Genomic DNA, 25,549 nt, shown 5'->3' on the forward strand with positions numbered 1-25,549 from the left:
CGCAAAGAGCGTGGAATCTTGTGACCCATCGTTCCATTTGCTTCAACTATAACCCAAGAGGGGAGAGCGATATGTTCAAGTCCATGCGTGTGACAGCGCTTGCGGCTGCCTTGATGGCTGCTACATCTATTACTGCGGTTGCCGAGGTGGTCTACCACCGCGGCAACACTGCCGACCCGGAAACCCTGGATCAGCACAAGACCTCCACAACCTATGAAGCGCATATCCTGCGTGATCTTTACGAGGGCCTGGTTGCCTATGGAGCCGATGGCCAGATCATTCCGGGCGTGGCTTCGGAGTGGAAGGTTTCCGACGACGGCAAGACCTATACCTTCATGCTGCGCGATGATGCAAAGTGGTCCAATGGGGATCCGGTTGTTGCCGGCGATTTCGTCTTTTCGCTTCAGCGCATCATGAACCCGGAAACAGGCGCAAAATACGCCAACGTTCTGTATCCGATCCTGAACGCCGAAAAGGTCAACAAGGGCGAAGCCAAGCCGGAAGAACTCGGCGTGAAGGCGCTTGACGATCATACGCTCGAGATCGCTCTGGAGTCCCCGACGCCTTATTTCATCGACCTTCTGGGCCACCAGACCGGCCTTCCGGTCCATCCGGCTTCCGTTGAAAAATTCGGCTCCGATTTCGTGAAAGCCGAAAACATCGTCACCAACGGTGCCTTCACCCTCGCAGAGTTCGTGCCGAACGCACATGTGAAAGCGGTCAAGAACCCGCATTTCCATGATGCAGATCAGGTGAAGATCGACACTGTCTTCTTCTATCCGACCGAAGACCGTGGCGCGGCTCTGCGCCGGTTCCAGGCCGGTGAGCTGCACACCAACAACGATGCGCCGACCGAGCAGGTCGCCTTCATGCGTGAGAACCTGGGCGACCAGTTCCACGTGGCGCCGTATCTGGGCACCTACTATTACGCCCTGAATCACGAAGACGAAGTCCTGAAGAACCCGGACGTCCGCCAGGCTCTGTCCATGGCGATTGACCGTGAGTTCCTGGCCGACGAAATCTGGGGCTCCACCATGGTTGCCGGCTATTCCTTCGTGCCGCCGGGCATCGGCAACTACGGTGAACCGGCCTATGCCGACTACAAGGACATGTCCCAGATCGACCGCGAAGAAAAAGCGATCGAACTTCTGACCAATGCCGGTTTCGGCCCGGACAATCCTGTCGAACTGACGATCAACTACAACACGTCCGAAAACCACAAGAACACGGCAGTCGCGATTGCCGACATGTGGAAACCTCTCGGCGTCAACGTCAAGCTGATCAACACCGACACCAAGACGCACTACGCCATGCTGCGTGACCGTCAGGACTTCGACGTCGCCCGCGCCGGCTGGATCGGCGACTACTCCGACCCGCAGAACTTCCTGTTCATGGTCGAGAGCGACAACGACGGCTTCAACTACGCCCGCTACAACAATCCTGAGTATGATGCACTCATGGACGAAGCGGCCGTCACGGTGGATCTGGAGAAGCGTGCGGACATCCTGAAGAAGGCTGAAGAGCTCTTCATGCGGGACCTGCCGTTCATTCCGATGATGTACTACGGTTCCATGAACCTGGTCTCCGACAAGATGGCAGGATTTGAGGACAACCTCCTCAACATCCATCCGTCCCGCTGGATGAGCATCTCCGAATAACCTGACAACATCGAGACCGGCAGGGCTTCCCTGCCGGTTCTTGCAAGGCGGCATCAATCAATCAAGATTGACCGAAAGACCGCCGTTTAACAAACAGAGGCAAAGCCTATGCTCCGATATGTCCTCGGACGATTGCTCGGCGCAATCCCGACGCTTTTTCTGATTGTCACGATTTCCTTTTTCCTCATCCGCATCGCGCCGGGTGGACCGTTCGATCTGGAACGTCCCCTGGAAGCAAAGGTGATGGAAAACCTGAACAAGATCTACCATCTCAACGAGCCCCTGTGGAACCAGTACCTGCTGTACCTGCAGAGCGTGGCCCGTCTGGATTTCGGTCCGAGTTTCTACTTCCGCGACTTCTCGATCAATGAACTGTTTGCGGAAAGTCTTCCCATCTCCATCCAGCTGGGCTTGTCCGCGCTCTGCCTGGCTCTGGTGGTCGGCGGTTTCCTGGGCGTGGCAGCGGCGCTGCGCCAGAACAAACCGGCAGACTATTCGATCATGGCTGCGGCAACGCTCGGTGTCACGATCCCCAACTTCGTCGTTGCGCCGATCCTGACCCTGATCCTCGGGGTGTGGCTCGGCTGGCTGCCCGTGGGGGGCTGGAATGGCGGGGCGTTCGTCAACCGGGTGCTGCCGGTCGTGACTCTCGCGCTGCCTCAGATCGCGGTCGTGGCACGTCTGACGCGCGGCTCGATGATCGAGGCGCTCAGGTCCAACCATGTTCGCACTGCAAGGGCCTATGGGCTGACCTCCTACATGATCGTGGTGGTGCATGCGCTCAGAGGGGCGATCCTGCCAGTCGTTTCCTATCTCGGCCCGGCTGCGGCAGCGCTGCTCACCGGTTCCGTCGTGATCGAAACCATCTTCGGTATCCCGGGCATCGGCCGCTACTTCGTGCAGGGCGCTCTCAACCGTGACTACACCCTGGTCATGGGGACGGTTGTTGTCGTTGCCTGCTTTGTTATCCTGTTCAACCTCGTCGTGGATCTGCTCTATGCGCTGCTCGATCCGCGTGTGCGCTACGACTGAGGAGGAGACGACTGTGACCCTCACTGCAACTTCATCCACCGGGGCGCCTGCGAAGGGGCGTTCCCTGTGGGACGACGCGCGCGACCGGTTGCTCGCCAACCGTGCGGCGGTCGCCTCCATCATCGTGCTTCTGACAATCGGCCTGATCTCGATCCTTGGTCCGATCCTGTCTCCCCATCACTACGACACAGTCTATCGTGACTACGTGAAGGTGCCGGCCAGCCTGGAGGCCTATCCGAAGCCTGAGCAGGTCGAGCCCGGTTTCATGTCCTCCGCCAAACGGGCGCGTCTGACCGTGGATGCGTTTGAGCGCGAAGGCGACACGATTGTCGCCAAGGTCACCTCCAGCCGGGATATCGATCCCCGGTCCGTGCTGTATTTCGACCGTAGCGACCTGTTCAAGAATACCGAGCTGACGGACATGTCCGCGGACAACAAGTCTGCAACGGTCAGGGCCGACATCAACTTCATGCATTTCTATTTCGGCACCGACGCCAATGGTCGGGACATGATGACCCGGACCTTCATCGCCGGCCGCGTGTCGCTGACCATCGGTCTGTTGGCGACCATCGTTGCGATATCGATCGGTGTTCTCTACGGGGCGACTTCAGGATATCTCGGTGGCCGGGTCGACCAGATGATGATGCGCGTCGTGGATATCCTCTATTCGCTGCCGTTCATCTTCTTCGTGATCATGCTCGTCGTGTTCTTCGGCCGGAACTTCATCCTGATGTTCATCGCCGTCGGTGCCGTGGAATGGCTCGACATGGCGCGCATCGTGCGCGGGCAGACGCTGACCATCAAACGCCAGGAATATGTGCAGGCGGCGGAAGCACTCGGTGTGGCCGATGGCGGTATCGTGCGCCGGCACATCATCCCGAATACGCTTGGTCCGGTCGTGGTCTACATGACCCTTCTGGTGCCGAAGGTGATCCTGCTGGAAAGTTTCCTGTCCTTCCTTGGCCTCGGCATTCAGGAGCCGATGACCAGCTGGGGCGTGTTGATTTCCGAAGGCGCGCGAAATCTGCAAGGGGCTCCCTGGATGCTGATTTTCCCGTCCATCTTCCTGACATCGACCCTGTTTGCGCTGAACTTCATCGGCGACGGCCTGCGCGATGCCCTGGACCCGAAGGACCGGTGAGGAGAAGACCATGACCAGCGAAACCAAGAAAACGGTCCTCTCAATCAAGGATCTGAAGGTCGACTTTGAAACCGCGACGGGTACCGTCAATGCGGTTCAGGGCGTCGACATTCATGTCCAGGCGGGTGAAACCGTCGCGATCGTCGGGGAAAGCGGCTCGGGCAAGAGCCAGACCATGATGGCGGCTATGGGCCTTCTGGCGTCCAACGGGCGCACACGCGGCGAGGTGATCTACGAAGGCCGGAATATTCTCGGCCTGCCGGTGGGCAAGCTCAACAAGATCCGCGGTGCCAAGATCACAATGATCTTCCAGGAGCCGATGACCTCGCTCGACCCGCTTTACACCATCGGACGGCAGCTGGCCGAGCCCATGGTCGTTCATGGCGGATTGTCGTGGAAAGCGGCCAAGGCAAAGGCCCTCGAGCTTCTGAAACTCGTCAACATTCCCGAGCCGGAACGCAAGATCAACGCCTATCCGTACGAGATGTCAGGCGGCCAGCGCCAGCGTGTGATGATCGCAATGTCGCTTGCCAACGATCCAGACGTGCTGATTGCCGACGAGCCGACCACTGCGCTCGATGTCACCACACAGGCGCAGATCCTGGACCTTCTGGCGGATCTGCAAAAGCGCCTAGGCATGGCGGTGATCTTCATCACTCATGATCTGGGTATCGTTCGCCGTATCGCGGACCGGGTCTATGTCATGAAGACCGGTGAAGTGGTGGAAAGCGGCGAGACCGGGCAGATCTTCACCCGGCCTGCGCATCCCTACACAAAGATGCTTCTGGATGCGGAGCCGACAGGCCACAAGCTTCCGGTGCCGGACAGCGCACCTGTTCTGCTGGAAGCGCAGAAGGTCGAAGTGGAATTCGAGCTCGATTCCGGTTTCCTGAAGCCCAAGCATGTGTTGCGTGCGGTTGACGATATCAGTTTCTCGCTGCGCAAGGGCCAGACACTGGGCATCGTCGGCGAAAGTGGCTCTGGCAAGTCCACCCTCGGTCGTGCAGTGCTGAACCTGTTGCCGGCCGGTGGCCGGGTGGTGTTCCACGGACAGCAGATCACCGGCAAGAACCGTTCCGAAATGCGCACGCTTCGCAAGGACATGCAGCTTATCTTCCAGGACCCTTTCGGGTCTCTGTCCCCGCGTATGACGGTTGGCCAGATCATTTCAGAAGGGTTGATGGTGCACGAACCCTCACTCAACGCCCGCCAGCGGGATGAGCGCGCCTGCAAGGCACTTGAGGAAGTGTCACTCGACCCGGTCATGCGCAATCGCTATCCGCACGAGTTTTCGGGCGGACAACGTCAGCGTATCGCGATTGCCCGCACCATGGTTCTGAAGCCGGAACTAGTCGTGCTCGACGAGCCGACCTCTGCTCTCGACCGAACGATCCAGAAGCAGGTAGTGGAACTGCTGCGTGACCTGCAGAAGGCTCATGACCTGACCTATCTGTTCATCAGTCATGACCTTGCCGTCGTGCGCGCGCTGTCCGACACGGTGATGGTGATGCAACGTGGCAAGGTTGTTGAGGCGGGGTCCGCCGACGCAATCTTCGAGGCGCCGAAGTGCGATTACACCAAGGAGCTGATCGGGGCCGCAATGCTGACCCAGCAGCAAATGATGGAAAGCGCCTGAGGGTGAACCCTCAATAAGCATCTCGGGTGCGCGGGCGGTCAATCCAAAAGCGGTTGGCCGCCCGCACCCTGTGGGCTCTCGGCCTGTGTGAGCGGGGAGGTCGGTTGAACTTACCCTAGCGCCAATTGAAACCAGCTGCCTGAACAGGCAGCGCGTCGAACTGGTCCTGCAATTCCACGATATCCGTACCGTAAAAGTGTGGAGCCAGCAAAACGGCGCTCGACAGGATATGAGCTCGAAGAGCCGTCAGCGTCGCGTCGACATCATGAGCTTCCAGCGCTTCGATGACGGACCGGTGCGGGGTCACATTCGGCCTGGTCCATGATTGTTCGGAACGCGGTCTCGACAGCATGACCCGTTGCAGGATCATGAAGGTCCTGAGCAGCATAGGATCCAGAACCGGCATCCGGGCAATTCTGAAGAGTTTCAGATGCAGAGCACGATCGATCTCGGCACAGCCGGACACGTCCCGCTTGTCGCGGCAGGCTTCGAACTGGTCTTCAAGGTCATAGAGCTCGTTCACCTGGTCCTTGGTGACATGTTTGACCGCTTCCACGACGCCGGTCGATTCAATGTCGATGCGAAGTTTCAGCATCAGACGGGCTTCTAGCGGGCTCGGATCTGTGACGTAGGTGCCTTGATAGCCGCGGCGAACAACGAGGCCGCATTCCTGAAGCAGCATGAGCGCTTCACGGATTGTGCTCTGCGAGCAGCCATAGTCCTGGGCAAGGGATTGTTCTGTAATCGGGCTTTCCGAGGTCATTTCCCCGGTCAGGATCTGGCGTTTGAGGTCCTGATAGACTGCATCGGACTTGCGCGCGCGCTTGCCCCTGTTTTCCGCTTGAACCGGCGAACGTCTGTCCGCGGTAAGTAATACATTCACGTCGCTGCCCCCCACTGGCATCGCGTCTGAATGGCAACGCAAAGAAAGACCACAGCCGACAAATATCGCCGTCTGCAATCTCGCGTTTTTTTCTCCATCCGGCCATCCGCTGGTGCGAAGGAACGGTCAATGGGACGTGCCAACCACGCACAACCGCCTGAATACTGCAACCTGCCTGCATCTTGTGCCACCGATGAGGGTGGGTCTTGAACGTGCAGTTCAGGTGGAATTCCGGATCTAATATTTAGACGGCTGCCAAAAAATAACAATAAATGCATTGTTTCTCCGCCCGTCCACAAATGCAATCGCTAACTGTTTACGCATGGTAACAAGTTTGCGAGGCGGGCGGAGTGATCTTGATCAAAGGCGAGACAGGCCCCTTCAGCCGGCAGCTTTCTCCAGTGCGGAGATCCAGTTTTTCCAGGCGATCTTCTCCAGAACCGGTGTATTGAAACCGCGGCCGTCGAGCTCTTCCATCAGACGGGACAGACCGGTGACGTCGCCGATGTCGCGCGGCAGGACACAGCCGTCGAAATCCGATCCGAGAGCCACGCTGTCTTCGCCGAGGCGGTCAACCAGATAGGCTGCATGGTCGGCAATGACCGAAAGCGGCGTGTCACGCGAATGACCGCCGTCCTTGCGCAGGAAGGCAACGTGGAAATTGATGCCGACGAGACCTCCGCTTTCCTTGATGGCATCAAGCTGCTTGTCCGTCAGATTGCGGCTGCTTTCGCAAATCTTGTGAACGTTGGAGTGGCTGGCAACGATCGGCCGTTCTGTGATGCGCGCCAGGTCCCAGAAACCCTTTTCGTTCAGATGGGACACATCAAGCAGCACCCCGAGCTGGTTGCAGGCGCGAACCAGATCTCGACCCGCGCCGGTCAGGCCGGGGCCGATATCCGGTGAAGCCGGGTGCGCCATCGGCACACCGTATCCGAAATCATTCTCTCGGCTCCACACCAGTCCAAGTGAGCGCAGACCGCGGCCGTAGAGTTCCTCCAGCGCATAGAGGTTGGTATCGATGGCTTCGGCACCTTCAATGTGAAGGCTTATGGCAATCTGGCCGGTTTCGATCGCTGTACGGTTCTCGTCCGGCGTTCTGCAAATGACGACATTGCCTTCCGACTGGGCTTCGATCTGCTCGGCCCGTTCCAGCATACGTTTTGTGAAATCAAACGCGCTCTTCTGCGGTACGGGCTGATAGTTGGCAGGGTCCTTCGGGTTGAAGGGGCGGGTGAAGTCCTGTTCCGGGTTGGACGGTACGAACATGGCGAAAAGCCCACCGGCAAATCCGGCTTCCTGCGCCCGCACCATGTCGATGTGGCCTGTGGTCGAGCGGTCAAAGAAACTGCGCTCGGTGCCTTTCATGGCCTCGATTTCTAGTTTCAGGAGTGTGTCGTTGTGACCATCGAAGACGGGAAAAGGCGACTTTGAAACGTTTGTCTGCACGGAAGGACCTTGAGTGTGGGGTGGGCCGGAGAAGGTCGGCTGGGAATAATCTAAGGATTCATCTGAAGAATGTAAGGCAGTTCGGCGAATGTGACTTGCAACTGTTGAAAACCTGTCTCAAGAAGGAGCCAGAATTTGTGGAGGTCTCATGAAGCGTTCCAATTCGCCGCTCGATGTTGACAGTTCGCCAGCAGGTGGCGCGATGAACAGGCGTGGTTTCCTGGCCGCCGGCGTGGTGCTTACGGCAGCCGGCCTTGCAGGATGTCAGTCCGCCGGGCTGGTTGGTCTGCCGGATCAGGCCGATCTGCCGGACGAGCAGTTCGACTATGCGGCTGCCTATGCGGCATGGCCCGATGGCGATTACACCTGGCCGGCCATCAACTACAAGAATTTCGACCAGAAGTACTGGCGGCAGATCGTGGAGTACAAAACCCGCGAGCGGCCCGGAACCATCATCGTCGATCCTTATAACAACTTCCTGTACTGGACGCTCGGCAACGGCAAGGCGCTGCGCTATGGCATCGGTGTGGGTAAGGCCGGGTTCGCCTGGTCGGGCGAGGCGAAGATCCGCGTCAAGCGGCCTCATCCGATCTGGCGCCCTCCACGCGAAATGATTGCCCGCAAGCCGTCTCTGGAGCGTTATTGGGAAAAGGGCTACCCGCCGGGTCTGAAGAACCCGCTGGGCGCGCGCGCCATGGATCTGTGGCAAGGCGCCACTGACACGCTTTACCGTATCCACGGCACCAACCAGCCGAACTCCATCGGCAAGAGTGTGTCTTCGGGCTGTATCCGCATGTGGCAGCAGGACGTGATCGACCTGTACAGCCGCGTGCCGCTGCAGACAAAGGTGGTCGTGCTCAGCAAGGACCCCAACGCGGACGCCTAAGCAGTCACGCTGATGGAAATGGAAAAGGGCGGTACCTGTCGGTGCCGCCTTTTTTGTCGCGTGGTTTCAGGCGGCTCTGATCAGGGCCACGTCGTGGAAGACGGCGGAGAAATGACAGACCGCGGCGGCCAGTACGAAGGCGTGCCAGATCGCATTCTGGAATGGCAGGCGTTTCCAGGCATAGAAGGCTGTTCCAACCGTATAAAGCAGCCCGCCCGCCAGGATCATGTAGAACCCGAATGCGGATGCTTTTTCGATCAGCGGATTGACGGCAAAAACGACCACCCAGCCTAGCGCGAGGTAGATGGGGACAGTGAGGCGATCAAGCCCGGTCAGATGTGCCAGCTTGACGATGGCCCCGGCCAGCGCACCGGTCCACACGACAGCCAGCAGCACGCTGCCCGTCCATCCGCCGATGATCATTGCCGCCAGGGGGGTGTAAGTGCCCGCGATCATCAGGAAGATGGCGGCGTGGTCGAGCCGTCTCAAGATCCCTGTCTTGTGGTCTTTCGCCAGCATGTTGTAGAGCGCAGAACAGATCAGCATCGCCATCAGGCAGGCAGCATAGATCATGACAGTGACCTGCCGGGCAGGGTCACCCGCGTTCCAGAGCGTGGCTGCCAGGACAATGGTTGCCGTCAGCCCCAGGCAGATGCCGATCACATGAACGGCACCGTCGGCAACGAATTCTGCAAAGGTCTGCGATCTGATTGTCGGCATCAAGTGTTCCTCGGTCGTTCGGAGTGCGATTGCGTGGTCCAACTCCTCTCAGCTGAAGGTGCGGATAATTTGACGAAGCAAATTCGCAACGCCGAGGAGGACCGATCGCTCTCAAACCATTTCAGCACCATTTATGGCCTCACACCCTAAAGCATGGCGTGAAAGTTTTATGAAAGCTTGATAGTGGCAGGCCGCATTTCCCCGGACTTGCCCAAAATTCTCAGACTTGCTTTAAAATTGGGCACCACTGGTATCAAATACATCCTTCCTGATTGCCCGCCATTTCGGAACGCTGCGATGATGAACCATCTCTTTGACGCCCTGACCGCCTTCATACCGGATCGGTCCAAGGTCTTTCTCGAAACACTGGACGGCGGGAAGATAACCTATGCGGACATGTTCGCGCGGTCTGCGCAATATGCCGGTGCCCTCCAGAAACTGGGTGTCAAAGCGGGAGACCGCGTTGCTATCCAGATGGAAAAGACGCCCGATACCCTGATGCTCTATCTCGGCACGATCCGTGCCGGTGGCGTGTTTCTGCCTCTGAACACTGCCTATACCCCTGCCGAAATCGGTTATTTCGTTGGTGATGCGGAACCGGCTGTCTTTGTCTGCGACCCGGCCAGGGCCGACGAGCTGGCCGGAACGGCGCAAAAGGCCGGCGCACGATTGCACACGCTCGATCAGAACGGGGAGGGCAGCCTCAGTCTACTCGCAGACCAGATGCCGACGGACTATGACAACCGTCCGCGTGAAGACGACGATCTGGCGGCCATCCTCTATACGTCCGGTACTACGGGACGTTCCAAGGGAGCGATGCTCACGCATGGAAATCTGGCGTCGAATTCGCAGACCATGGTGAAATACTGGCAGTTCACCGAAGACGATGTGCTGTTGCACGCCCTGCCGATCTTCCACACTCACGGGCTGTTCGTTGCCACCAACTGTCTGATGATGGCAGGCGGTTCCATGCTGTTCCTGCCGAAGTTCGACCTGGATCAGGTTCTTGCCGTTCTGCCGAAAGCAACAGCGATGATGGGCGTTCCGACATTCTATACGCGCCTGCTGGCATCGGACCGGTTCACGCGGGATGTGGCGGCCCATATGCGCCTGTTCATTTCAGGGTCAGCCCCGCTCTCGGCAGAGGTGCACAAGGAGTTTCGAGAGCGCACCGGACACGCAATCCTGGAGCGTTACGGCATGACCGAAACCAACATGAACACTTCCAATCCCTATGACGGTGCACGTCGGCCGGGAACGGTTGGATTTCCTCTGCCCGGGGTCGGGCTCCGTGTCGTCGATGCCAGAACCGGGCGAGAGCTGCCGGACGGAGAGGTCGGCATCATCGAGATCAAGGGGCCCAACGTTTTTCTGGGATACTGGCGAATGCCGGAAAAGACGGCACAGGAATTTCGGGCAGACGGCTATTTCATTACCGGCGACATGGGGCGCGTCGACGAAGACGGTTATGTTTCCATCGTCGGCAGGTCCAAGGATCTGATCATCAGCGGCGGTTTCAACGTTTATCCGGCCGAGGTTGAAGCGCTGCTGGACGAACTGCCGGGCGTCGCCGAAAGCGCAGTAATCGGCGTTCCGCATCCCGATTTTGGAGAGGCGGTGGTCGCCGTGCTGGCTCCGAAACCGGGAGCCGAACTGGGTCAGGACGCCGTTCAAGCCTCCTTGAACGATCGTCTGGCGAAGTTCAAGCAACCCAAGAAGGTCCACATTCTGGAGGCCTTGCCGCGGAACACCATGGGCAAGATCCAGAAAAACGTGCTGCGTGAACGGTTCAGCGGCGATTTCGGCTGATCACGCCATCTTGCACTCACTCGCCTGTCCGCTTTTTTCGAGAAGGTCGAGACCTTTCAGCGTCGCTTCGCATGCAAGCCACAAAGATTTCTCTGAATGGACAACCTTGCTCAGCGTGTTGATGCCGATCATCAGCGTCTGAACCGCAAGTGCATTGCTGCGAATGTCATAGTCCTTCGGTAGTTCGCCGGTTTCGACACCCAGCTTGAGCAGTCTTTCCAACCGTTCCAGACTTCCGAAGATAACTTCTGCCAACACCGGCCCCAGTTCGGGATGGCTGCTGCAGAGTTCGCTAATTGCGTTGACAGCCATGCAGCCGCGCCATTCCGGGTCGCGGGCCCGCAGGCGGCATATGTCCTGAAAGAATTCAGTGATTACGCCACGCACCAGCTTGTTGGAATTGTCGTGAGCCAGAACTCTGTCCGGCGAGACCCGGGTGTAGCGGGCAAGCACTTCCTTGAACAGCTGCTCTTGGGAGCCGAAGGCGTTGTAGAAGCTCGATCGGGTTATCCCGAGCACCTCCGCAAGCGATTTGACGGAATTGTTGCGATAGCCTGTCTGCCAGATCTGGTTCATCACCACATCGAGCGCGTCTTCCCTGTCGAATTTGGACGGTCGTGCCATCGCTCTCGTCTCACGAACATGTTACGCGGATAGTTTTGTTCACATATGGACAAAACGCTTGTTTCAGTTTTATACACAAGTGATCAAAACGTAGCAAGTTCAAGCGCTGTCACGGACTGACGGGACGCATGGTGCGGTTCCCTCCAGTCGCGTCGGCGCCCCTGAAGACCACCGCGTTTCTTTTCCTCAGCCCAAGCTTTGAAGGAGCATAAGGCATGTTTGAGTACCACACCCCTGAAACTGCACCGCAAGGATCTCTGGACCTGCTCGAGAGGTCGAAGAAGGATTACGGCTTCTATCCGAAACTGCACCAGGTGATGGCCGAAGCCCCTTCCGTCTATGAAGCCTATCTGGAAACGTTCCGGCTTTTCACTCAAGCCACGGATCTGTCGCCGACCGAGCAGCAGGTCGTGATGATGACAATGAACTACCTCAACGAATGTCACTACTGCATGGCAGGGCACACCATGCTGATGAAAATGGTGAAGGTGCCGGATGATGCGATTGCCGCCTTGCGCGTTGGAGGACGCCTGAACGACCCGAAACTGGAAGCGCTTCGCGTCTATACGCGAACCCTCGTCGAGCAGCGTGGACATATCGGTGACGATGCGTTGAAGGCATTTCTTGCTGCGGGTTATTCCAAACGGCAGGCGCTTGAAGTTCTTGTCGGCATCGCCGCCAAGACCTTGTCGAACTTCACCAACGCGCTGGCTCACACTGAGCTGGATGAGCCGGTCAAGCAATTTGCCTGGAAGAAGGAACCGGAAATGGCGTGACCTTCCAGGTCACTTGTTCCGGCACTCGGGAGCACTCAGCTCCCGGGTGCTGAATGGTAAGCTGGTGCATCATTGGCGAATGACCTGAAGCCATAGGCGCAGCACAGGGCGATCAGTACACCCATCACCCAGAAGATGGAGCCGAACCCTGCCTCCATGGCCAGCAGCACGCTGCCCATTGTGACACCGAGTGTTCCTCCAACCAGACGCGCCGTGATGACCAGGCCACTGACCTCTCCCTGCTTTTCCGAAGGGACCGCGTTGGCGGTGATCCGCCCGGTCGGGATCATCGCAAAGGGAAGGGCAATTCCCCAGACCAGAAGAGCCGGGGCTAGCACCAAATAGTTTTCCGCAAGGGTGAGGGTGCCGATAGCAATGTTGGCCAGAGCCAGAACCGCGAGGGCTACCAGAACCGGCTTGCGTGAACCGTGCCTGTCTCCCAACTTGCCGGCGGGTGCCGACAGGAAGGGAAACGGAAAAACGGCGACGACAGTTGCGAGACCTGCCGCCAGCGCCGAGAATTTCATGTCGAGCTGCAGGAAATGGGGCACGAAGATCGCAACGACGATCTTGTTCATCTGTGTCAGAAGGATCACGAGAACACTGGCGTGAAACGCCTTCAGTCGAAACAGGTGCACATCGATCAGCGGCATCCGTTGCCTGGCTTCATAGGCTACGAAAAACACGATCCCGGCAATTCCGGCTAGCAAGCTGCCCAGGATCAGTGGCGTCATCCAGCCAAAGTCGGGACCTTCCATCAGGCCGAAAATGATCCCCGTCATGCCAACGAGCAACAGGAACAGACCTATCCGGTCTATGAGCGGGCGGGCAGGCGTTTGCTGCGGCGGTTGCCAGAACAGGCAGGCAAGCACAGTGCCAACGGCGACAATGGGGATGTTGACCCAAAAGACCCAGCGCCAGGAAAGAAAATCAGTCAGGATACCGCCCAGCAGCGGTCCCGCGGCAAGGAATATCGTTGCCATCCCCGCCAGAATGCCGATTGCACGGCCCCGTTCTGCCTTGTCGAAGGTGAGGGTCGCGGCTGCGAGCGTCATCGGGAACATCACTGCTGCGCAAAGGCCCTGGACGATGCGCATGCCGATCAGCAGTTCAGGTCCGTTTGAAAATCCGGCCAGAAGACTGGCGAGCGCAAACACACTGGCGCTGACAATTAGGGCAGGGCGCAACCCGAAAAGGTCGATCGCCTTGCCGCCGATAGCGGCGAAGCAGGTGAACGTCAGCATGTAGGCGTTGATGATCCAGTGGGTCAGTGTTGGCGAAAGCTCCATCTCGGACCGTATTGCCGGGAGTGAAACGCCAAGGATTGTCTCGTCCAGCATCACCAGGCCGCCAAGCGTACCCATGGCCAGAACAAGCCCGCGTTTGCGATCCTTTCCGGAGAGTGAAGCCACTGCCTGTCTCCCCCGTTCGCCGGAAATTACCGGCTTTTCCCCTTCTCCCCTTGAAAAGCTTACGAAGGTTACTGCTTCGCGCCTAGGTTTTTTTCAAGTCCGACCCTGCAGTTTGACCCGTTCCGCCGAAGGCAAGCGTCGACAAGGCCCTGTCGGACTGGTGGCTCCAGGCGGTCAAGGCAGATGAGAGGCGTGCCGCCGGACTGTCCAGCGGATCCGAGGCGCGGCGAACACACCACCAGTCCAGCGAAACACCACCTTCGGCAATCGGGCGGGAAACCAGTGTTCCGTCAGCCAGCTCCGGCTCGATGGCCCACTTGCTGAAGATGGCAACGCCGAACTTGGCGCGCACCAGATCGATCACGGCTTCCGGTGTCGGCATCGGGGTCAACCGCCGGAACGGCTGGGTGGGGGCGCCAAGCAGGGTTGTCCAGTCAAATCCGGGTTCTGCGGTCAGCGGATAAACGAAGAAACGCTCATCTCCCATGTTTTCGCTGTTGACGACGGGCTCTGCGGCAAGCGGGTGATTATGCGCCAGCACCGCGACAATCGGGTCGGTGCCCAGCTTCACCGCGCGCAGCGAGGCAAGTGCCGGTTCGCGGCCGAAAACCAGCGAAACGTCCACGGAACCGTCGAGGAGCGAGGCCAGGGGATGTGCCGTCGCACGCGATGACAGATCGACCGACAGTTTCGGGTCGGCCGTGTCCAGATATTCCAGAAACGCGGGAAACCAGTGATAGCGACTGTAGGTTGCCTGGCCGAGGCGAACGAGGATCCTGGCGTCCCTTGCCGAGGCTTCAAGATCCTGCTCCAGACGAAACAACTCGCCCAGAAAGGTCTCGCCCAGATGCCGCAGACGCTCGCCCTCCGGCGTCAGTTCAATCCGGTTCTCGGCGCGGCGTGCCAGGACCACCCCCAGGCGGCGCTCTGCTTCCCGCAGCCTGTGTGAAGCAGCAGACTGTGTCACGCCGAGACGGGTGGCGGACGCGGTCATGCTGCCGGTTTCGCCAAGCGCGGAAAGAAGGGTCAGGTGATGGAGGGCCAGTCGAGGGATCATATTTGTATGAAAGCATTTCATGAACTGAATGAAAACTAGGAATTTTGTTTGCTCATCGTTGCGCGGTATCGACAAGGCATGAGCAACATCACTTTTCCTCACATCAGCCTTGGGACGACTGGGGCTACACTCGTCATTGCAGCCTCCGCAGCCTGTTTCGGCCTCGTGCCGATCTTCGTGCGGGAGCTTCAGGGACTGGGCGCCGGCCCGGCCACAATCGCGCTATATCGTTACGGCTTTTCCGTCCTGTTCCTGCTTCCCTTTCTGCCGTTCGAGAAGCGCAAACGAGGCGGCGCCCTGTTGATGGCGGGGGCGGGTCTGGTGCTGGGGCTCAGCCTGATCGGCCATCTGGAGGCGATCCGCGTGGCACCCGTTGCCGCTGCCGGTGTCGTCTACATGTCCTATCCGGTTTTCGCGGCCCTGTTTGCCTGGGTTCTGCTCAGGCAAGCGTTGACTTGGAGATCATTTGCCTCGGCAGGTCTGGTTATCCTGGCAGCCGGGCTGCTGCTCGATCCGTCGTCGCTATCTCCCGAGGCACTGCAGGCGCTTTTATGGGCCATTCCTGCTCCCATCGCGTTCGGCTTTCTGATTGTTGTCCTCAGCGGGCTGGCAGGCGAGTTGAATTCGCTGGAACGGACGGCTTGCGGACTTTCCGGGTCCGTCATTGGTTTGTTGCCCCTCGCAATCAATGAAGGGCAGGGCTCAGTTCTGCCGGCAAGCACCGGCCAGTGGGGCCTCATCGTCGCCATGGGACTTGGAACGGCTCTTGTTCCGCAGATCCTCTATACGATCGCCTGTCAGAAGGTTGGGCCTGTTCGCACTGCAGCTGCGGGAAGTTTCGAGCTGCCGACCATGTTTCTGGTCGGCTGGCTGGTCTTTGGCGAAGCAATTGGCTTGAGGGAGTTGCTGTCCGCAGCCGTGGTGTTGTCGGCAATCCTGATCGCGCCATCCATCGGGGCAGGACCGCGATTGGACCGGGAAGTGGCACCGACAACATAAAATCTTGGAGTAAAGTATCTTGATATCGAGATAAAAGTCACCTATCTCCTGTTCAGCCCGATGGATATTTGCCCGGAATAGACTGGAGACACTGCTCATGACTGCCCGTACACCCGATCATCCGATTGAAAACCTGTTCGTCGACCGTTGGTCACCGCGTGCCTTTGACCGGTCGACGATCGAGGAAGCGGATCTGAAAACCATTCTGGAGGCCGCCCGCTGGTCGCCGTCTGCCTTCAACATCCAGCCTTGGCGTTTCGTCTATGCCCGCAGGGGCGATGCCGACTGGCAGGTCCTGGTCGATCTTCTCAACCCGTTCAACCGCGACTGGGCGCAACACGCCTCCGCACTTGTCTATCTGTTTTCCGACAGCGAAGTGGACGGCAAGGACGGTAAACCGAACAGAGCCAACGGCTTGCACACCTTCGATGCCGGTTCAGCCTGGGCGCATGCGGCCCTGCAGGCAACCGCGCTTGGTTTTCATGCGCACGGCATGGCGGGGATCCTGAAAGACGAGATCCACGAAAAACTCGGTGTGCCAGAACGCTATCTGCCGCAGATTGCCATTGCCATTGGCCGGCGGGGGGACACAGCAGACCTGCCGGAAACCTTGCAGGAACGCGAAACCCCAAGCAGCCGCAAACCGCTGGCTGAAATCGCTTTCGCAGGCGCCTGGGCCTGACCGCCGAGGTCGGCACACAATCACTTTCCCAAAAAGGCAGCGGGCTGATTCCGCTGCCTTTTTGCTGCGGCAATCTGCAAGGGGTTTTTCCGGTGGCAGCAGGTATAGGTTTGGCAAGTCGAATTTGCTGGAGGGAGCCAGGACATGGCCATGACCGACAAACTGCCGGAAGAAAGTCTCCTCAATACCTATAGGGCGGCCGACGATTATCTCGACACCTTTTCCATCCCGATCCGGGGACGGGAAGACCTGTTGACCGCAGATATGCGCGTACTTGCCGAACGCATTCTGATGGCAGAAATCGGTTGGGTGACTGCGCTTCTCTCGTTCCGCGACAAGCTTGCAGGGCTCGTCGGCATGAAGACAACGAAGTCTCTGGCGCAGGAACAAGGCGCCGATAACATCATTTGCAAGGGCGAGGGCGACCGGATCGGTTTCTTCAAGATCTATTCGGTTTCAGAAGATGAGATCATTCTGGGCGAGAACGACTGGCACCAGGATTTCCGTGTCTCCGTGTTCCGCAAAAGGGGAGGAGCCGCGCGGATCTATGTCTCGACCTGCTGCAAACGGCATAACCTGGCCGGTCATGCCTATCTTGCGATGATCCTGCCGTTGCACAAGATGATCGTCAAAACCCAGCTTGCCAGGGGGACGGCCCTCCAGCACTGGGCAACTCAGAACGCCAGGTGACCCGTTTTTCTCCAGACGCGGGCGCCCTGGGTTGTCGTGATTTCCTGCCGGGTTCCCGCCGGCAGGCGTATCCAGGTACCTTGATCGTGACGGCCGCTCTGGTCTTCGAAACTGCCTTCAACGACAAAATACTCCGCTCCGCCCGGGAAGGTTTGCGGAGCTAGTCTGGCGCCTCTTTCCCAGTCGAGCATCACCACTTCCTCTTCCGGCCGGATGAACAGCGGCAGGATGCTCTCTCCGGGTCTGCCGGCCTGCCAGCCGCTGGGGTCCAGAGTGTTCACCCGGACAAAGGCATCATCGTCAGGCTGCATCTGGCGTAATTTCACAAGGATGACGGCGCCAGGTTCGCTCGAAGGCACATGGCTGGAGCCCGGAGGATTGCGGACATACATGCCTTTGGGAAAATCCCCGCTTTCATCCGAGAACACACCGTCCAGAACCAGAAATTCTTCACCCATGTCATGCTTGTGGGCGGAAAAGGCAGAGCCGGGAGCGTATCTGACCAGACTGGTGGCTCGCGCGACCTCTTCACCATCGCGCTCCAGCATCCTTCGCTCCACACCTGCCATTGGTGAGGGCACCCAGTCGAGCGTGGCGCTGTCGACGATTGCAGGCTGCGTCAGGTCTGCATGAATTTTCATCCGGTCCATCCCAATATGATTCTTATTATGTTCACATGGGGCAGGATATCCCCATTTGGAAGGGGACAGATTTGAACTCGTTGTGAAGCCTTTCAGGCATTGCAAGCAATCGAGCGAGCCAAATCAGAGCCTGCATATTTCTCGCGACTGCCCGGGCCTCAGGACGGGCTGGCCTGGGACTGACCCTCCCCATCGCGTTCCGGCCACAAAAGGCGGTCATATTCTCCGGTGTCGCGAAGCTTCCTCAAACCTTGGTTGAACCGGGTGCACAGTTCCTCACCGCTTTCGATGTTCCTGGAAACGATTACGCGGTAGTCCCAAAGGACGTTGACGTTTTCCAACGACTTGAAACGCGTGGTTTCCTCAGGAGAAAAAGCGTCAGCCAATGCATCGGCAGCCACCTCTCCGTTGCCCATGACCACATCGACACGCCCTACATCAAGCATCTTGAAGAGGTCTGCCAGGGAACTTTGGCGATAGACGGTGATCTGATCGGCGGTAACCAGTTTATCCAGGTCCTCCCCAAGGGCTGCACCGTCAAGTGCGCCAAGGCTCAATCCGCTGAGGTCCTGCACATTTTGCGCATTCACAGGTCGGTCTGACGAATAAAAGAATTGCTCGCGCTCAACCAGAACCGCGTCGCAGAAATGAAAGAAAGGTTCTCGTTCAGCGGTTTTGCCCCAACCTGCGGAAGCCTGCCAGCGGCCGGACTGGGCTTCCAGCAAGGCACGTTTCCAGGGAAAGAAGCCGTACTCCACCGTAAGGCCTTCAAGTTCGAAGGCCTTTGCGACGACCTTGGCGTAGGTTCCGTATCCTTCGTCACTTTCGGAAAAATAAGGGGGCCACTCACCGACGGCAATACGGACGATATCGGCTTTGGCGGGATGCACCGCAAGCGCAAGGATCGACAACACAGCGCCGGCAAGCAGCGTTTTGAGTTGTATTAAAACGAGCCGGCACGAAGAGCCTGCCAATCCATTGACTGTCACAGCGATTTCCCTGAAAAAGCTCCCGTTCTACCAACCTTAGCACAGAAGTCCTGCGTGGCACCTGGCAAAGCCGACATTGCTTAACGCAGGCCCGAACCGGATTTTCGGCCTCTTCTGGAGGCAGCCTGTCACTTAAAGGTTGCTATTCGGTGGAATTCTGGGAAAACCCGGCTTTCCCGGCAGGCTGGCTTTGCAAGTGGCACGGAATCGTGCTGACTACCGCACTGCACGAAATCCAGAAAACGGAGAAGCCGCAGCGCTGCCGAGGCTGCAAGAAAAGTGGTCGCATGACGGTACAAATCGATATCGGGGAAATGACAGGCGGCGCACGCGCCGGTCTTGATCTGGAAGAACTGCTGGCAACGCGCCTTCTGGTGCAGGGCAATTCCGGCTCGGGAAAGTCGCATCTCCTGCGCCGGCTTCTTGAACAGTCCGCGAGCTGGGTCCAGCAGGCCATTATCGATCCCGAAGGCGACTTCGTGTCTCTGGCAGATAAGTTCGGCCATGTCGTTGTCGATGCGGTCGGCACCGAAAAGGATCTTCAGATGATCGCCGCACGGGTGCGCCAGCACCGGGTATCGGTGGTACTCAATCTGGAAGGTCTTGATGCCGACCGGCAAATGAAGGCGGCTGCAACCTTTCTCGACGGCCTGTTCGATGCGGACCGCGATCTCTGGTATCCGATGCTGGTCATCGTTGATGAAGCACAGCTCTTTGCACCTGCCGCCGCCGGCGAGGTGACCGAGGAGGCCCGGCGCCGTTCCCTCGGAGCCATGACCAACCTGATGTGCCGCGGCCGCAAACGCGGACTGGCCGGCGTCATTGCCACCCAGCGTCTCGCCAAGCTTGCCAAGAACGTCGCCGCAGAAGCGTCCAACTTCCTGATGGGCCGTACGTTCCTGGATATCGACATGGCGCGTGCTGCCGACCTTCTCGGCATGGAGCGGCGCCAGGCCGAAAGTTTCAGAAATCTCGACAGGGGTCACTTCATCGCTCTCGGACCGGCCATGTCGCGCCGTCCCGTTCCGGTCAAGATCGGCCCGGTGGAGACCATGGGGCGGGGCGGAACTCACAAACTGCTGCCACTGCCGGAGCAGCCCAAGGAAGACGCCAAGGATCTGATCTTCACGCCGGGAGCGGACGAAGTTCAGCCGGTCCGCCAGCGTTTCGTCGAGCCTGTGGTTTCGACCGGTGACGTGCTCGATCAGCTCAGCAGTGCAGAACGTGCTAGCGCTGAAGACGTGCCACAGGCTGAGAGCCTGCTCGATTTTGGCGAACGCGAGCAGAAAATTTCGGAAATCATTGCAGGTATTCTGGAAGACGAGGAAGCTGCGTTCCAGCCGATTGCAACGCTGTATCAGGACTTCCAGGTCCGCTGCCGCATTTCCAAATTGGCGGGCGGCGCACCGGACCTGCAGACTTTCCGAGAAAAGCTCTCCGTTGCCCGTGCAGGCGTTGAAAAGGGCGAAATGGACGACGGAGCCTGGGCCCAGGCGGAACTGATCGCCTCCGAATTGCCGGAAGACATGCGCGGTGTGTACCTGTTGCTGGCAAAGGCCGCGATCGCGAAGGCGCCATGTCCCGGCAACATTGAAATTGCCACCGCCTACGGCACACGGTCTCCCGGCAGGGCGCGTTGGCTGTTGAGCCATATGGAAGAACGCGGATTTCTTGTCTGCGCCACCGACTTGCGCGGCAATCGTATCGTGACGCTGACCGACCTTGGCTGGCAAACGGCACCGGGTGACGAAGCCGCCGCCTGACGCGGCCTTTCCAGCACACTGACTGGCGAGATTGCAAACTTTCGCGCATGCTTCTGCAGAAGACTGCAAGGGAGGCAAATATGACGCTGGAAGAGACCATCGACATCTATTGTGCAGCCTGGTCTGAACGTGACCCATCCTATCGGCAGGATCTGCTCGGCAGGTCCGTAGTGGAAGATGTCAGATACACGGACCCGGAAACCGATGTGACCGGTATCGCTGCGCTGGTTGACCACATCTCCGGCGTTCTGGCCAAAAGGGTCGGTGCGAAGATCCTTCGGACCAGCAGTGTCGACAGCCACCACGGTTCAGCGCGGTTTGCGTGGCAGATGGTCAATGTGGACGGAACGGTGCTGCCGGAAGGACTTGATGTCGTCTGGATTGACGACCAAAGCGGCAAGCTGAGCGCGGTCTTCGGCTTCTTCGGGCCACTGAAGCGGGAAGGGTGATTGGCAATGGTTCCACGCCGGGTCTCGCGCTGGTCACGCAGGCACTGAAATCTGAACGCTCTTCAAGCGCAGTCTGCCCTTTGGGGGCCGAAAATCTGCACGGCAATGACAATCAAATCGCCGGACGCATCCTGCGGCCCGGCTCAGTCCGGTTTGCTTCCGCCGGTTTCGATGCCAGCAGATAGTCGAGTTGTGAAAGCTCCACCGAAATGCCGTCGATCGTGCGTGTGAGCACGCTTTCCAGATAACTGCCGCCAGGAGACCTGTCCCGGATCGCGATAGCCCGCTCCCGCGCCTTGCGCAGGTAAAGCATCATGGTGCGGACCTCGCCGCGCGTGACGGAGGTCAGTTGTTCCGTGCCTGGCGTCGACGCGGCAGCGGAGGAAACAGCGCAGGAATGCGCAACAGCAGTGTCGGCGAGCCGCATCGATCTTCTCCATTGTTCCTGTTTTGTTCTTTTTACGTCAGCTCGTATTTTCATTCAAGTGTGGAATCTCAAAACAGCTATTTCCGAGAACGGGAAATATGCCGGGCAAAACAAAAAAACCGGGCTCGCACAAGGGTTTGCGCGAACCCGGTTCGTGAGGTTATGTGCCTGACTTAAGCAGCGCGAACGCGGCTCAGGAAGTCTGCAATGGTGGCCTGCAAGCCCTGGGCATGTTCGGAAACCGACTGGGAGACCGACAGGACGTCGGCTGCCGAGCTGCTTGTTTCCTCGGCTGCCTGCATCACGTCGCCAACGCTGTTGCTCATGTCGCTGGTGCAGCTGGCTGCCTGCTGGACATTGTGGCTGATCTCGTTGGTGGCATCACCCTGCTGCGAGATCGCCGCTGCAATGGCTGCCGTGAACTGGTTGACCTCTTCCATGGTGCTGGCGATTTCCTGGATCGAGCCGACGGCATTGCGTGTCGAGGACTGGATACCGGTGACCTGCGTGGAGATTTCTTCCGTCGCCTTGGCGGTTTGCGTGGCCAGTTCCTTCACTTCCGCGGCAACCACCGCAAAGCCCTTGCCGGCTTCTCCGGCGCGAGCGGCTTCGATGGTGGCGTTCAGCGCCAGCAAGTTGGTCTGTTCGGCGATCGCCTGGATGAGGCTGACCACTTCACCGATCTTCTGCGCGGCGCTGTCGAGGCTTCCGACCTTGTCGTTGGAATCGTTGGCGGCACGGGTTGCACTCGTGACGACTTCCTTGGTCTGGCCGATCTGGCGACCGATTTCGGAAATCGAGGCGGACAGCTCTTCAGCGGCGGAAGCCACTGTCTGAACGCTGCTTTGCGCAACTTCGGAAGATCCGGCAACCGAGGAAACCTTGGCGGAAGTGTCGCGCGCGATCGCATCGAGAGAAGCCGCGGTCTGCTCCATGCGCTTGCTGTTGCCGCTGACCTGGTCGAGAACGGCGTGGACGTCGCGCTCGAAGGTTTCGATCAGGGCTTCGACAGTCTTCTGGCGCTCCAGCTGGCTGTGTTGGGCCTGCTCGGTGTCGTTCTGCAGCGACCGCCGTTCGGTTTCGTTTTCAACGAAGATTTCCAGCGCACCGGCCATCTGGCCGATTTCGTCCTTGCGGTCGAGATAGGCCACTGGCGTATCGACATCGCCTTCGGCAAGCTTGCGCATGCGAGCGGTCAGCATCTGCACCGGTCCGGCAATTGTGGAACCAAGCATCCACATCAGGAACGTGCCGGCTACCAGCAGGCCGAGGGCGAGCAGCAGGCTCATCTGCATGGTGGAATTGGCGCTTGCCAGAAGTTCGCTCTCGTCAACGGCGACAACAATGAACCAGTGTTGGCCGGTGCCGTCCAGTTCGAAACCCTTGATGGCTTCCACGGTACCGTTTTCGGTCGTGAAGGCAGCTTCATTCTTGATCGACTGGATCTTGCCGACCATTGCCGCATCGGCCTTCTGGCCGAGGAGGGCTGCGTCCGGATGGGACACCCAGACACCGGTTTCGCTGAGAAGGCCGACATAGCCGCTTTCATAGGTCTGGCCGGCGCTCACCGCCTTTTGCAGGCCTTCCAGCGACACGTCGATGGTAGCGCCACCGATGCCGCGTCCGGAAGCATCCTTGATCGGCGAGGAGGCTGTCGCCATCAGCACGTCGACATTATTGACCGGGTAGAGATAGGGCTCGGTGACCGTGTCGTGGCCCAGGTTCTTCGGCTTGTCGTACCACTCTTCAGAGCCGCTATCGCCACCGAACAGGAGCGGTTCCCAGGCGACTTTTGTTTCGGCGTGATAGAAATACGGAATGAAGCGTCCCTTTTCGTCGGAGAAGTTGGCGCCTGCATTGTCCGCATCCTTGCCGGCCATGTCCGGTTCCAGGATCGCACCGCCGCCGACAAAGTGTTTGTTCTGGCTGATCTGGTGCTGCATCACGGCTGCATAGGCGTTGCGATCGCTGACGCCGGCGTGCTGCATTCCTTCCAGGGCATCGGCCGCAGCGCGGGCCGCCAGCTGTGCCTGTGCCAGCGTCTTGCCGGCATCCAGAGCAAGTGCCTCGGCAGTCTTGCGGATGAGATCTTCACCCGATTTCTGCGACGTGGCCTGGGTCATGAAGGTGACGGCAAGAATAAGCGTCAGGAATCCAACCAGGAACACGCCGCTCGAGGCGAAAAAGATTCGATTTCTAAGAGACATGAAAAGCTCCAACGGTGAGACTGCGGGAACCCTAGGAGACGCACGTAAAGCAAAGCTTACGTTCTGCGGCTTTTTTGCATTGCGGCAGCAGAAAATCCGGCCCGTTCGCAAAAGCATCGACATGCCGCTTGATCCCGGGGATCAAAATGGTTACATATGCAACTAAATTCATCTCCGAACCGGGAGGACGTCATGGATCAGAGAACCGACAGCAATCAAAATCTAGCTGGAAACGGCCGTAACACGGCGGATCTGGAATATATGCCGGGCTTCGGCAACGATTTTGAAACCGAGGCTCTGCCGGGCGCCTTGCCGCAAGGCATGAACAGCCCGCAGAAATGTGCCTATGGCCTTTATGGCGAGCAGTTGTCCGGCACCGCCTTCACCGCTCCAAGCCATCAGAACGAGCGGACCTGGTGCTATCGCATCCGCCCGTCGGTCAAGCACACCAGCCGGTTCAGGAAGATCGACCTGTCTTACTGGAAATCGGCTCCGAATGTCTGCGACGACGTGGTTTCGCTCGGCCAGTACCGCTGGGATCCGGTGCCACATACGGATGAAGGCCTCAACTGGCTGACTGGCATGCGTACCATGACGACAGCCGGCGACGTCAATACACAGGTTGGCATGGCCAGCCACATCTACCTGATCACCAAGTCGATGGAGGACGAATATTTCTACTCCGCCGACAGCGAATTGCTGGTGGTTCCGCAGGAAGGTGTCCTCAGGTTTTGCACCGAGCTGGGCGTGATAGAGCTGGAGCCGAAGGAAATCGCAATCCTTCCGCGTGGCCTCGTTTACCGGGTCGAACTGGTGGAAGGTCCGGCGCGCGGGTTCGTCTGCGAGAACTACGGCCAGAAATTCGAACTGCCGGGCAGGGGGCCGATCGGAGCCAATTGCATGGCAAACCGCCGTGACTTCAAGACGCCTGTCGCGCACTACGAGGATCGCGATGCCCCGTCGACGGTGACGGTGAAATGGTGCGGCCAGTTCCACGAAACAAAAATCGGCCACTCGCCTCTCGACGTTGTTGCCTGGCACGGCAACTATGCGCCCTGCAAATACGACCTCAGGAACTATTGCCCGATCGGGTCGATCCTGTTCGATCATCCCGATCCGTCGATCTTCACGGTGCTTACCGCTCCGTCCGGCGTTCCAGGCACCGCCAACATCGACTTCGTGCTGTTCCGCGAGCGCTGGATGGTGATGGAAGATACCTTCCGGCCACCCTGGTATCACAAGAACATCATGTCGGAGCTGATGGGCAACATCTACGGCCAGTACGATGCCAAGCCGCAGGGTTTCATTCCCGGTGGCATGAGCCTGCACAACATGATGCTGCCGCATGGGCCGGACAACAATGCCTTCGAAGGCGCTTCGAATGCCGACCTGAAGCCGGAAAAGCTCGACAACACAATGTCCTTCATGTTCGAGACCCGTTTCCCGCAGCACCTCACGGAATTCGCCGCCAAGGATGCTCCGCTGCAGGACGATTACATTGACTGCTGGGACTCGCTGGGCAAAAAATTCGATGGCACGCCCGAAGGGACCTGGAACAAATAGCCAAATCATCCAGGATTTGACCAACCGCAAACGGCAGATTGATCCGCACCGGTAGG

The 25,549-nt window shown here is 58.7% G+C and carries 23 protein-coding genes; 13 read left to right on the forward strand and 10 right to left on the reverse strand.

Features of this window, described 5'->3' with window-relative positions:
- The first annotated feature begins 71 nt into the window (after window positions 1-71).
- The 4 genes from ACYQ6M_RS08730 (at window position 72) to ACYQ6M_RS08745 (ending at window position 5,467) form a co-directional block, all read left to right on the forward strand.
- Window positions 72-1,658 carry a peptide ABC transporter substrate-binding protein gene (locus tag ACYQ6M_RS08730; RefSeq protein WP_062489583.1) on the forward strand — a complete coding sequence of 529 codons (1,587 nt, stop codon included), beginning with the start codon at window positions 72-74 and terminating at the stop codon, window positions 1,656-1,658.
- 108 nt (window positions 1,659-1,766) lie between these two features.
- On the forward strand, window positions 1,767-2,690 hold the full coding sequence (gene oppB / locus ACYQ6M_RS08735; protein ID WP_031268981.1) for an oligopeptide ABC transporter permease OppB: 924 nt from the start codon (window positions 1,767-1,769) through the stop codon (window positions 2,688-2,690).
- Window positions 2,691-2,703: 13 nt separating this feature from the next.
- The gene (locus ACYQ6M_RS08740) at window positions 2,704-3,831 is read left to right on the forward strand and encodes an ABC transporter permease subunit (protein ID WP_055659503.1); all 1,128 of its coding nucleotides are present in this window, start codon (window positions 2,704-2,706) and stop codon (window positions 3,829-3,831) included.
- 10 nt (window positions 3,832-3,841) lie between these two features.
- On the forward strand, window positions 3,842-5,467 hold the full coding sequence (locus ACYQ6M_RS08745; RefSeq protein WP_460073319.1) for an ABC transporter ATP-binding protein: 1,626 nt from the start codon (window positions 3,842-3,844) through the stop codon (window positions 5,465-5,467).
- 115 nt (window positions 5,468-5,582) lie between these two features.
- On the opposite strand, the gene ACYQ6M_RS08750 is transcribed toward ACYQ6M_RS08745, so the two are convergent.
- Together ACYQ6M_RS08750 and ACYQ6M_RS08755 are read right to left on the reverse strand one after the other, a co-directional pair.
- Window positions 5,583-6,350, reverse strand: a complete 768-nt coding sequence (locus ACYQ6M_RS08750) for a GntR family transcriptional regulator (RefSeq protein ID WP_460073321.1) — start codon at window positions 6,348-6,350, stop codon at window positions 5,583-5,585.
- Window positions 6,351-6,731: 381 nt separating this feature from the next.
- Window positions 6,732-7,799 carry a dipeptidase gene (locus tag ACYQ6M_RS08755; RefSeq protein WP_077290455.1) on the reverse strand — a complete coding sequence of 356 codons (1,068 nt, stop codon included), beginning with the start codon at window positions 7,797-7,799 and terminating at the stop codon, window positions 6,732-6,734.
- A 148-nt stretch (window positions 7,800-7,947) separates the two neighbouring features.
- Between ACYQ6M_RS08755 and ACYQ6M_RS08760 the strand changes: the two genes are divergently transcribed.
- The gene (locus ACYQ6M_RS08760) at window positions 7,948-8,685 is read left to right on the forward strand and encodes a L,D-transpeptidase (RefSeq protein WP_460073323.1); all 738 of its coding nucleotides are present in this window, start codon (window positions 7,948-7,950) and stop codon (window positions 8,683-8,685) included.
- A 66-nt stretch (window positions 8,686-8,751) separates the two neighbouring features.
- Here ACYQ6M_RS08760 and trhA read toward each other — a convergent pair whose 3' ends face one another.
- The gene (gene trhA, locus ACYQ6M_RS08765; protein WP_460073325.1) at window positions 8,752-9,405 is read right to left on the reverse strand and encodes a PAQR family membrane homeostasis protein TrhA; all 654 of its coding nucleotides are present in this window, start codon (window positions 9,403-9,405) and stop codon (window positions 8,752-8,754) included.
- 297 nt (window positions 9,406-9,702) lie between these two features.
- Between trhA and ACYQ6M_RS08770 the strand changes: the two genes are divergently transcribed.
- Window positions 9,703-11,214, forward strand: a complete 1,512-nt coding sequence (locus tag ACYQ6M_RS08770) for a malonate--CoA ligase (RefSeq protein WP_460073327.1) — start codon at window positions 9,703-9,705, stop codon at window positions 11,212-11,214.
- Here the strand turns inward: ACYQ6M_RS08770 and ACYQ6M_RS08775 are convergent, their stop codons facing one another.
- On the reverse strand, window positions 11,215-11,838 hold the full coding sequence (locus ACYQ6M_RS08775; RefSeq protein ID WP_055658554.1) for a TetR/AcrR family transcriptional regulator: 624 nt from the start codon (window positions 11,836-11,838) through the stop codon (window positions 11,215-11,217).
- Window positions 11,839-12,053: 215 nt separating this feature from the next.
- Here ACYQ6M_RS08775 and ACYQ6M_RS08780 point away from each other — a divergent pair, with 215 nt between their 5' ends.
- Entirely contained in the window at window positions 12,054-12,614 is a 561-nt protein-coding gene (locus tag ACYQ6M_RS08780; RefSeq protein WP_460073329.1) for a carboxymuconolactone decarboxylase family protein, read from the forward strand.
- Window positions 12,615-12,649: 35 nt separating this feature from the next.
- Here the strand turns inward: ACYQ6M_RS08780 and ACYQ6M_RS08785 are convergent, their stop codons facing one another.
- Both ACYQ6M_RS08785 and ACYQ6M_RS08790 read right to left on the reverse strand, forming a co-directional pair.
- The gene (locus tag ACYQ6M_RS08785; protein WP_460073331.1) at window positions 12,650-14,026 is read right to left on the reverse strand and encodes an MFS transporter; all 1,377 of its coding nucleotides are present in this window, start codon (window positions 14,024-14,026) and stop codon (window positions 12,650-12,652) included.
- 82 nt (window positions 14,027-14,108) lie between these two features.
- The gene (locus ACYQ6M_RS08790; protein ID WP_367020532.1) at window positions 14,109-15,083 is read right to left on the reverse strand and encodes a LysR family transcriptional regulator; all 975 of its coding nucleotides are present in this window, start codon (window positions 15,081-15,083) and stop codon (window positions 14,109-14,111) included.
- A 78-nt stretch (window positions 15,084-15,161) separates the two neighbouring features.
- Here ACYQ6M_RS08790 and ACYQ6M_RS08795 point away from each other — a divergent pair, with 78 nt between their 5' ends.
- From ACYQ6M_RS08795 to ACYQ6M_RS08805, 3 genes are all read left to right on the forward strand, one after another.
- Window positions 15,162-16,082 (forward strand): DMT family transporter, encoded by a 921-nt coding sequence (locus tag ACYQ6M_RS08795; RefSeq protein ID WP_156912337.1) that lies wholly within the window; start codon window positions 15,162-15,164, stop codon window positions 16,080-16,082.
- 97 nt (window positions 16,083-16,179) lie between these two features.
- Window positions 16,180-16,764, forward strand: coding sequence for a nitroreductase family protein (locus tag ACYQ6M_RS08800; protein WP_023000065.1), 585 nt, complete (start codon window positions 16,180-16,182; stop codon window positions 16,762-16,764).
- A gap of 150 nt (window positions 16,765-16,914) precedes the next feature.
- Window positions 16,915-17,454 (forward strand): DUF2867 domain-containing protein, encoded by a 540-nt coding sequence (locus tag ACYQ6M_RS08805; RefSeq protein WP_460073334.1) that lies wholly within the window; start codon window positions 16,915-16,917, stop codon window positions 17,452-17,454.
- Here the strand turns inward: ACYQ6M_RS08805 and ACYQ6M_RS08810 are convergent.
- Together ACYQ6M_RS08810 and ACYQ6M_RS08815 are read right to left on the reverse strand one after the other, a co-directional pair.
- Window positions 17,439-18,095 carry a cupin domain-containing protein gene (locus ACYQ6M_RS08810; protein ID WP_055659505.1) on the reverse strand — a complete coding sequence of 219 codons (657 nt, stop codon included), beginning with the start codon at window positions 18,093-18,095 and terminating at the stop codon, window positions 17,439-17,441. The genes ACYQ6M_RS08805 and ACYQ6M_RS08810 overlap by 16 nt on opposite strands.
- Window positions 18,096-18,253: 158 nt before the next feature.
- Window positions 18,254-19,006, reverse strand: a complete 753-nt coding sequence (locus ACYQ6M_RS08815) for a substrate-binding periplasmic protein (protein ID WP_055658568.1) — start codon at window positions 19,004-19,006, stop codon at window positions 18,254-18,256.
- 365 nt (window positions 19,007-19,371) lie between these two features.
- Between ACYQ6M_RS08815 and ACYQ6M_RS08820 the strand changes: the two genes are divergently transcribed.
- Together ACYQ6M_RS08820 and ACYQ6M_RS08825 are read left to right on the forward strand one after the other, a co-directional pair.
- Window positions 19,372-20,847, forward strand: a complete 1,476-nt coding sequence (locus ACYQ6M_RS08820; RefSeq protein ID WP_031268989.1) for a helicase HerA domain-containing protein — start codon at window positions 19,372-19,374, stop codon at window positions 20,845-20,847.
- A gap of 80 nt (window positions 20,848-20,927) precedes the next feature.
- Window positions 20,928-21,296: a hypothetical protein gene (locus ACYQ6M_RS08825; RefSeq protein WP_460073337.1), complete on the forward strand. Its 369-nt coding sequence runs from the start codon at window positions 20,928-20,930 to the stop codon at window positions 21,294-21,296.
- Between the two features lie 112 nt (window positions 21,297-21,408).
- On the opposite strand, the gene ACYQ6M_RS08830 is transcribed toward ACYQ6M_RS08825, so the two are convergent.
- Both ACYQ6M_RS08830 and ACYQ6M_RS08835 read right to left on the reverse strand, forming a co-directional pair.
- On the reverse strand, window positions 21,409-21,723 hold the full coding sequence (locus ACYQ6M_RS08830; protein WP_055658570.1) for a hypothetical protein: 315 nt from the start codon (window positions 21,721-21,723) through the stop codon (window positions 21,409-21,411).
- Window positions 21,724-21,896: 173 nt separating this feature from the next.
- Window positions 21,897-23,930 carry a methyl-accepting chemotaxis protein gene (locus tag ACYQ6M_RS08835; protein WP_460073339.1) on the reverse strand — a complete coding sequence of 678 codons (2,034 nt, stop codon included), beginning with the start codon at window positions 23,928-23,930 and terminating at the stop codon, window positions 21,897-21,899.
- A gap of 192 nt (window positions 23,931-24,122) precedes the next feature.
- Between ACYQ6M_RS08835 and hmgA the strand changes: the two genes are divergently transcribed.
- The gene (gene hmgA / locus ACYQ6M_RS08840) at window positions 24,123-25,493 is read left to right on the forward strand and encodes a homogentisate 1,2-dioxygenase (protein WP_460073341.1); all 1,371 of its coding nucleotides are present in this window, start codon (window positions 24,123-24,125) and stop codon (window positions 25,491-25,493) included.
- Window positions 25,494-25,549: the final 56 nt, after the last annotated feature.

The organism is Roseibium sp. ROS1 (assembly GCF_054658215.1).

Bases quoted from the DNA above. Each gene is read 5' to 3' on its own strand.
- ACYQ6M_RS08730 (WP_062489583.1), top strand. From the start codon at position 72: ATGTTCAAGTCCATGCGTGTGACAGCGCTTGCGGCTGCCTTGATGGCT.
- oppB (WP_031268981.1), top strand. From the start codon at position 1,767: ATGCTCCGATATGTCCTCGGACGATTGCTCGGCGCAATCCCGACGCTT.
- ACYQ6M_RS08745 (WP_460073319.1), top strand. From the start codon at position 3,842: ATGACCAGCGAAACCAAGAAAACGGTCCTCTCAATCAAGGATCTGAAG.
- ACYQ6M_RS08760 (WP_460073323.1), top strand. From the start codon at position 7,948: ATGAAGCGTTCCAATTCGCCGCTCGATGTTGACAGTTCGCCAGCAGGT.
- trhA (WP_460073325.1), bottom strand. From the start codon at position 9,405: ATGCCGACAATCAGATCGCAGACCTTTGCAGAATTCGTTGCCGACGGT.
- ACYQ6M_RS08770 (WP_460073327.1), top strand. From the start codon at position 9,703: ATGATGAACCATCTCTTTGACGCCCTGACCGCCTTCATACCGGATCGG.
- ACYQ6M_RS08775 (WP_055658554.1), bottom strand. From the start codon at position 11,838: ATGGCACGACCGTCCAAATTCGACAGGGAAGACGCGCTCGATGTGGTG.
- ACYQ6M_RS08780 (WP_460073329.1), top strand. From the start codon at position 12,054: ATGTTTGAGTACCACACCCCTGAAACTGCACCGCAAGGATCTCTGGAC.
- ACYQ6M_RS08790 (WP_367020532.1), bottom strand. From the start codon at position 15,083: ATGATCCCTCGACTGGCCCTCCATCACCTGACCCTTCTTTCCGCGCTT.
- ACYQ6M_RS08795 (WP_156912337.1), top strand. From the start codon at position 15,162: ATGAGCAACATCACTTTTCCTCACATCAGCCTTGGGACGACTGGGGCT.
- ACYQ6M_RS08800 (WP_023000065.1), top strand. From the start codon at position 16,180: ATGACTGCCCGTACACCCGATCATCCGATTGAAAACCTGTTCGTCGAC.
- ACYQ6M_RS08805 (WP_460073334.1), top strand. From the start codon at position 16,915: ATGACCGACAAACTGCCGGAAGAAAGTCTCCTCAATACCTATAGGGCG.
- ACYQ6M_RS08810 (WP_055659505.1), bottom strand. From the start codon at position 18,095: ATGAAAATTCATGCAGACCTGACGCAGCCTGCAATCGTCGACAGCGCC.
- ACYQ6M_RS08820 (WP_031268989.1), top strand. From the start codon at position 19,372: ATGACGGTACAAATCGATATCGGGGAAATGACAGGCGGCGCACGCGCC.
- ACYQ6M_RS08825 (WP_460073337.1), top strand. From the start codon at position 20,928: ATGACGCTGGAAGAGACCATCGACATCTATTGTGCAGCCTGGTCTGAA.
- ACYQ6M_RS08830 (WP_055658570.1), bottom strand. From the start codon at position 21,723: ATGCGGCTCGCCGACACTGCTGTTGCGCATTCCTGCGCTGTTTCCTCC.
- ACYQ6M_RS08835 (WP_460073339.1), bottom strand. From the start codon at position 23,930: ATGTCTCTTAGAAATCGAATCTTTTTCGCCTCGAGCGGCGTGTTCCTG.
- hmgA (WP_460073341.1), top strand. From the start codon at position 24,123: ATGGATCAGAGAACCGACAGCAATCAAAATCTAGCTGGAAACGGCCGT.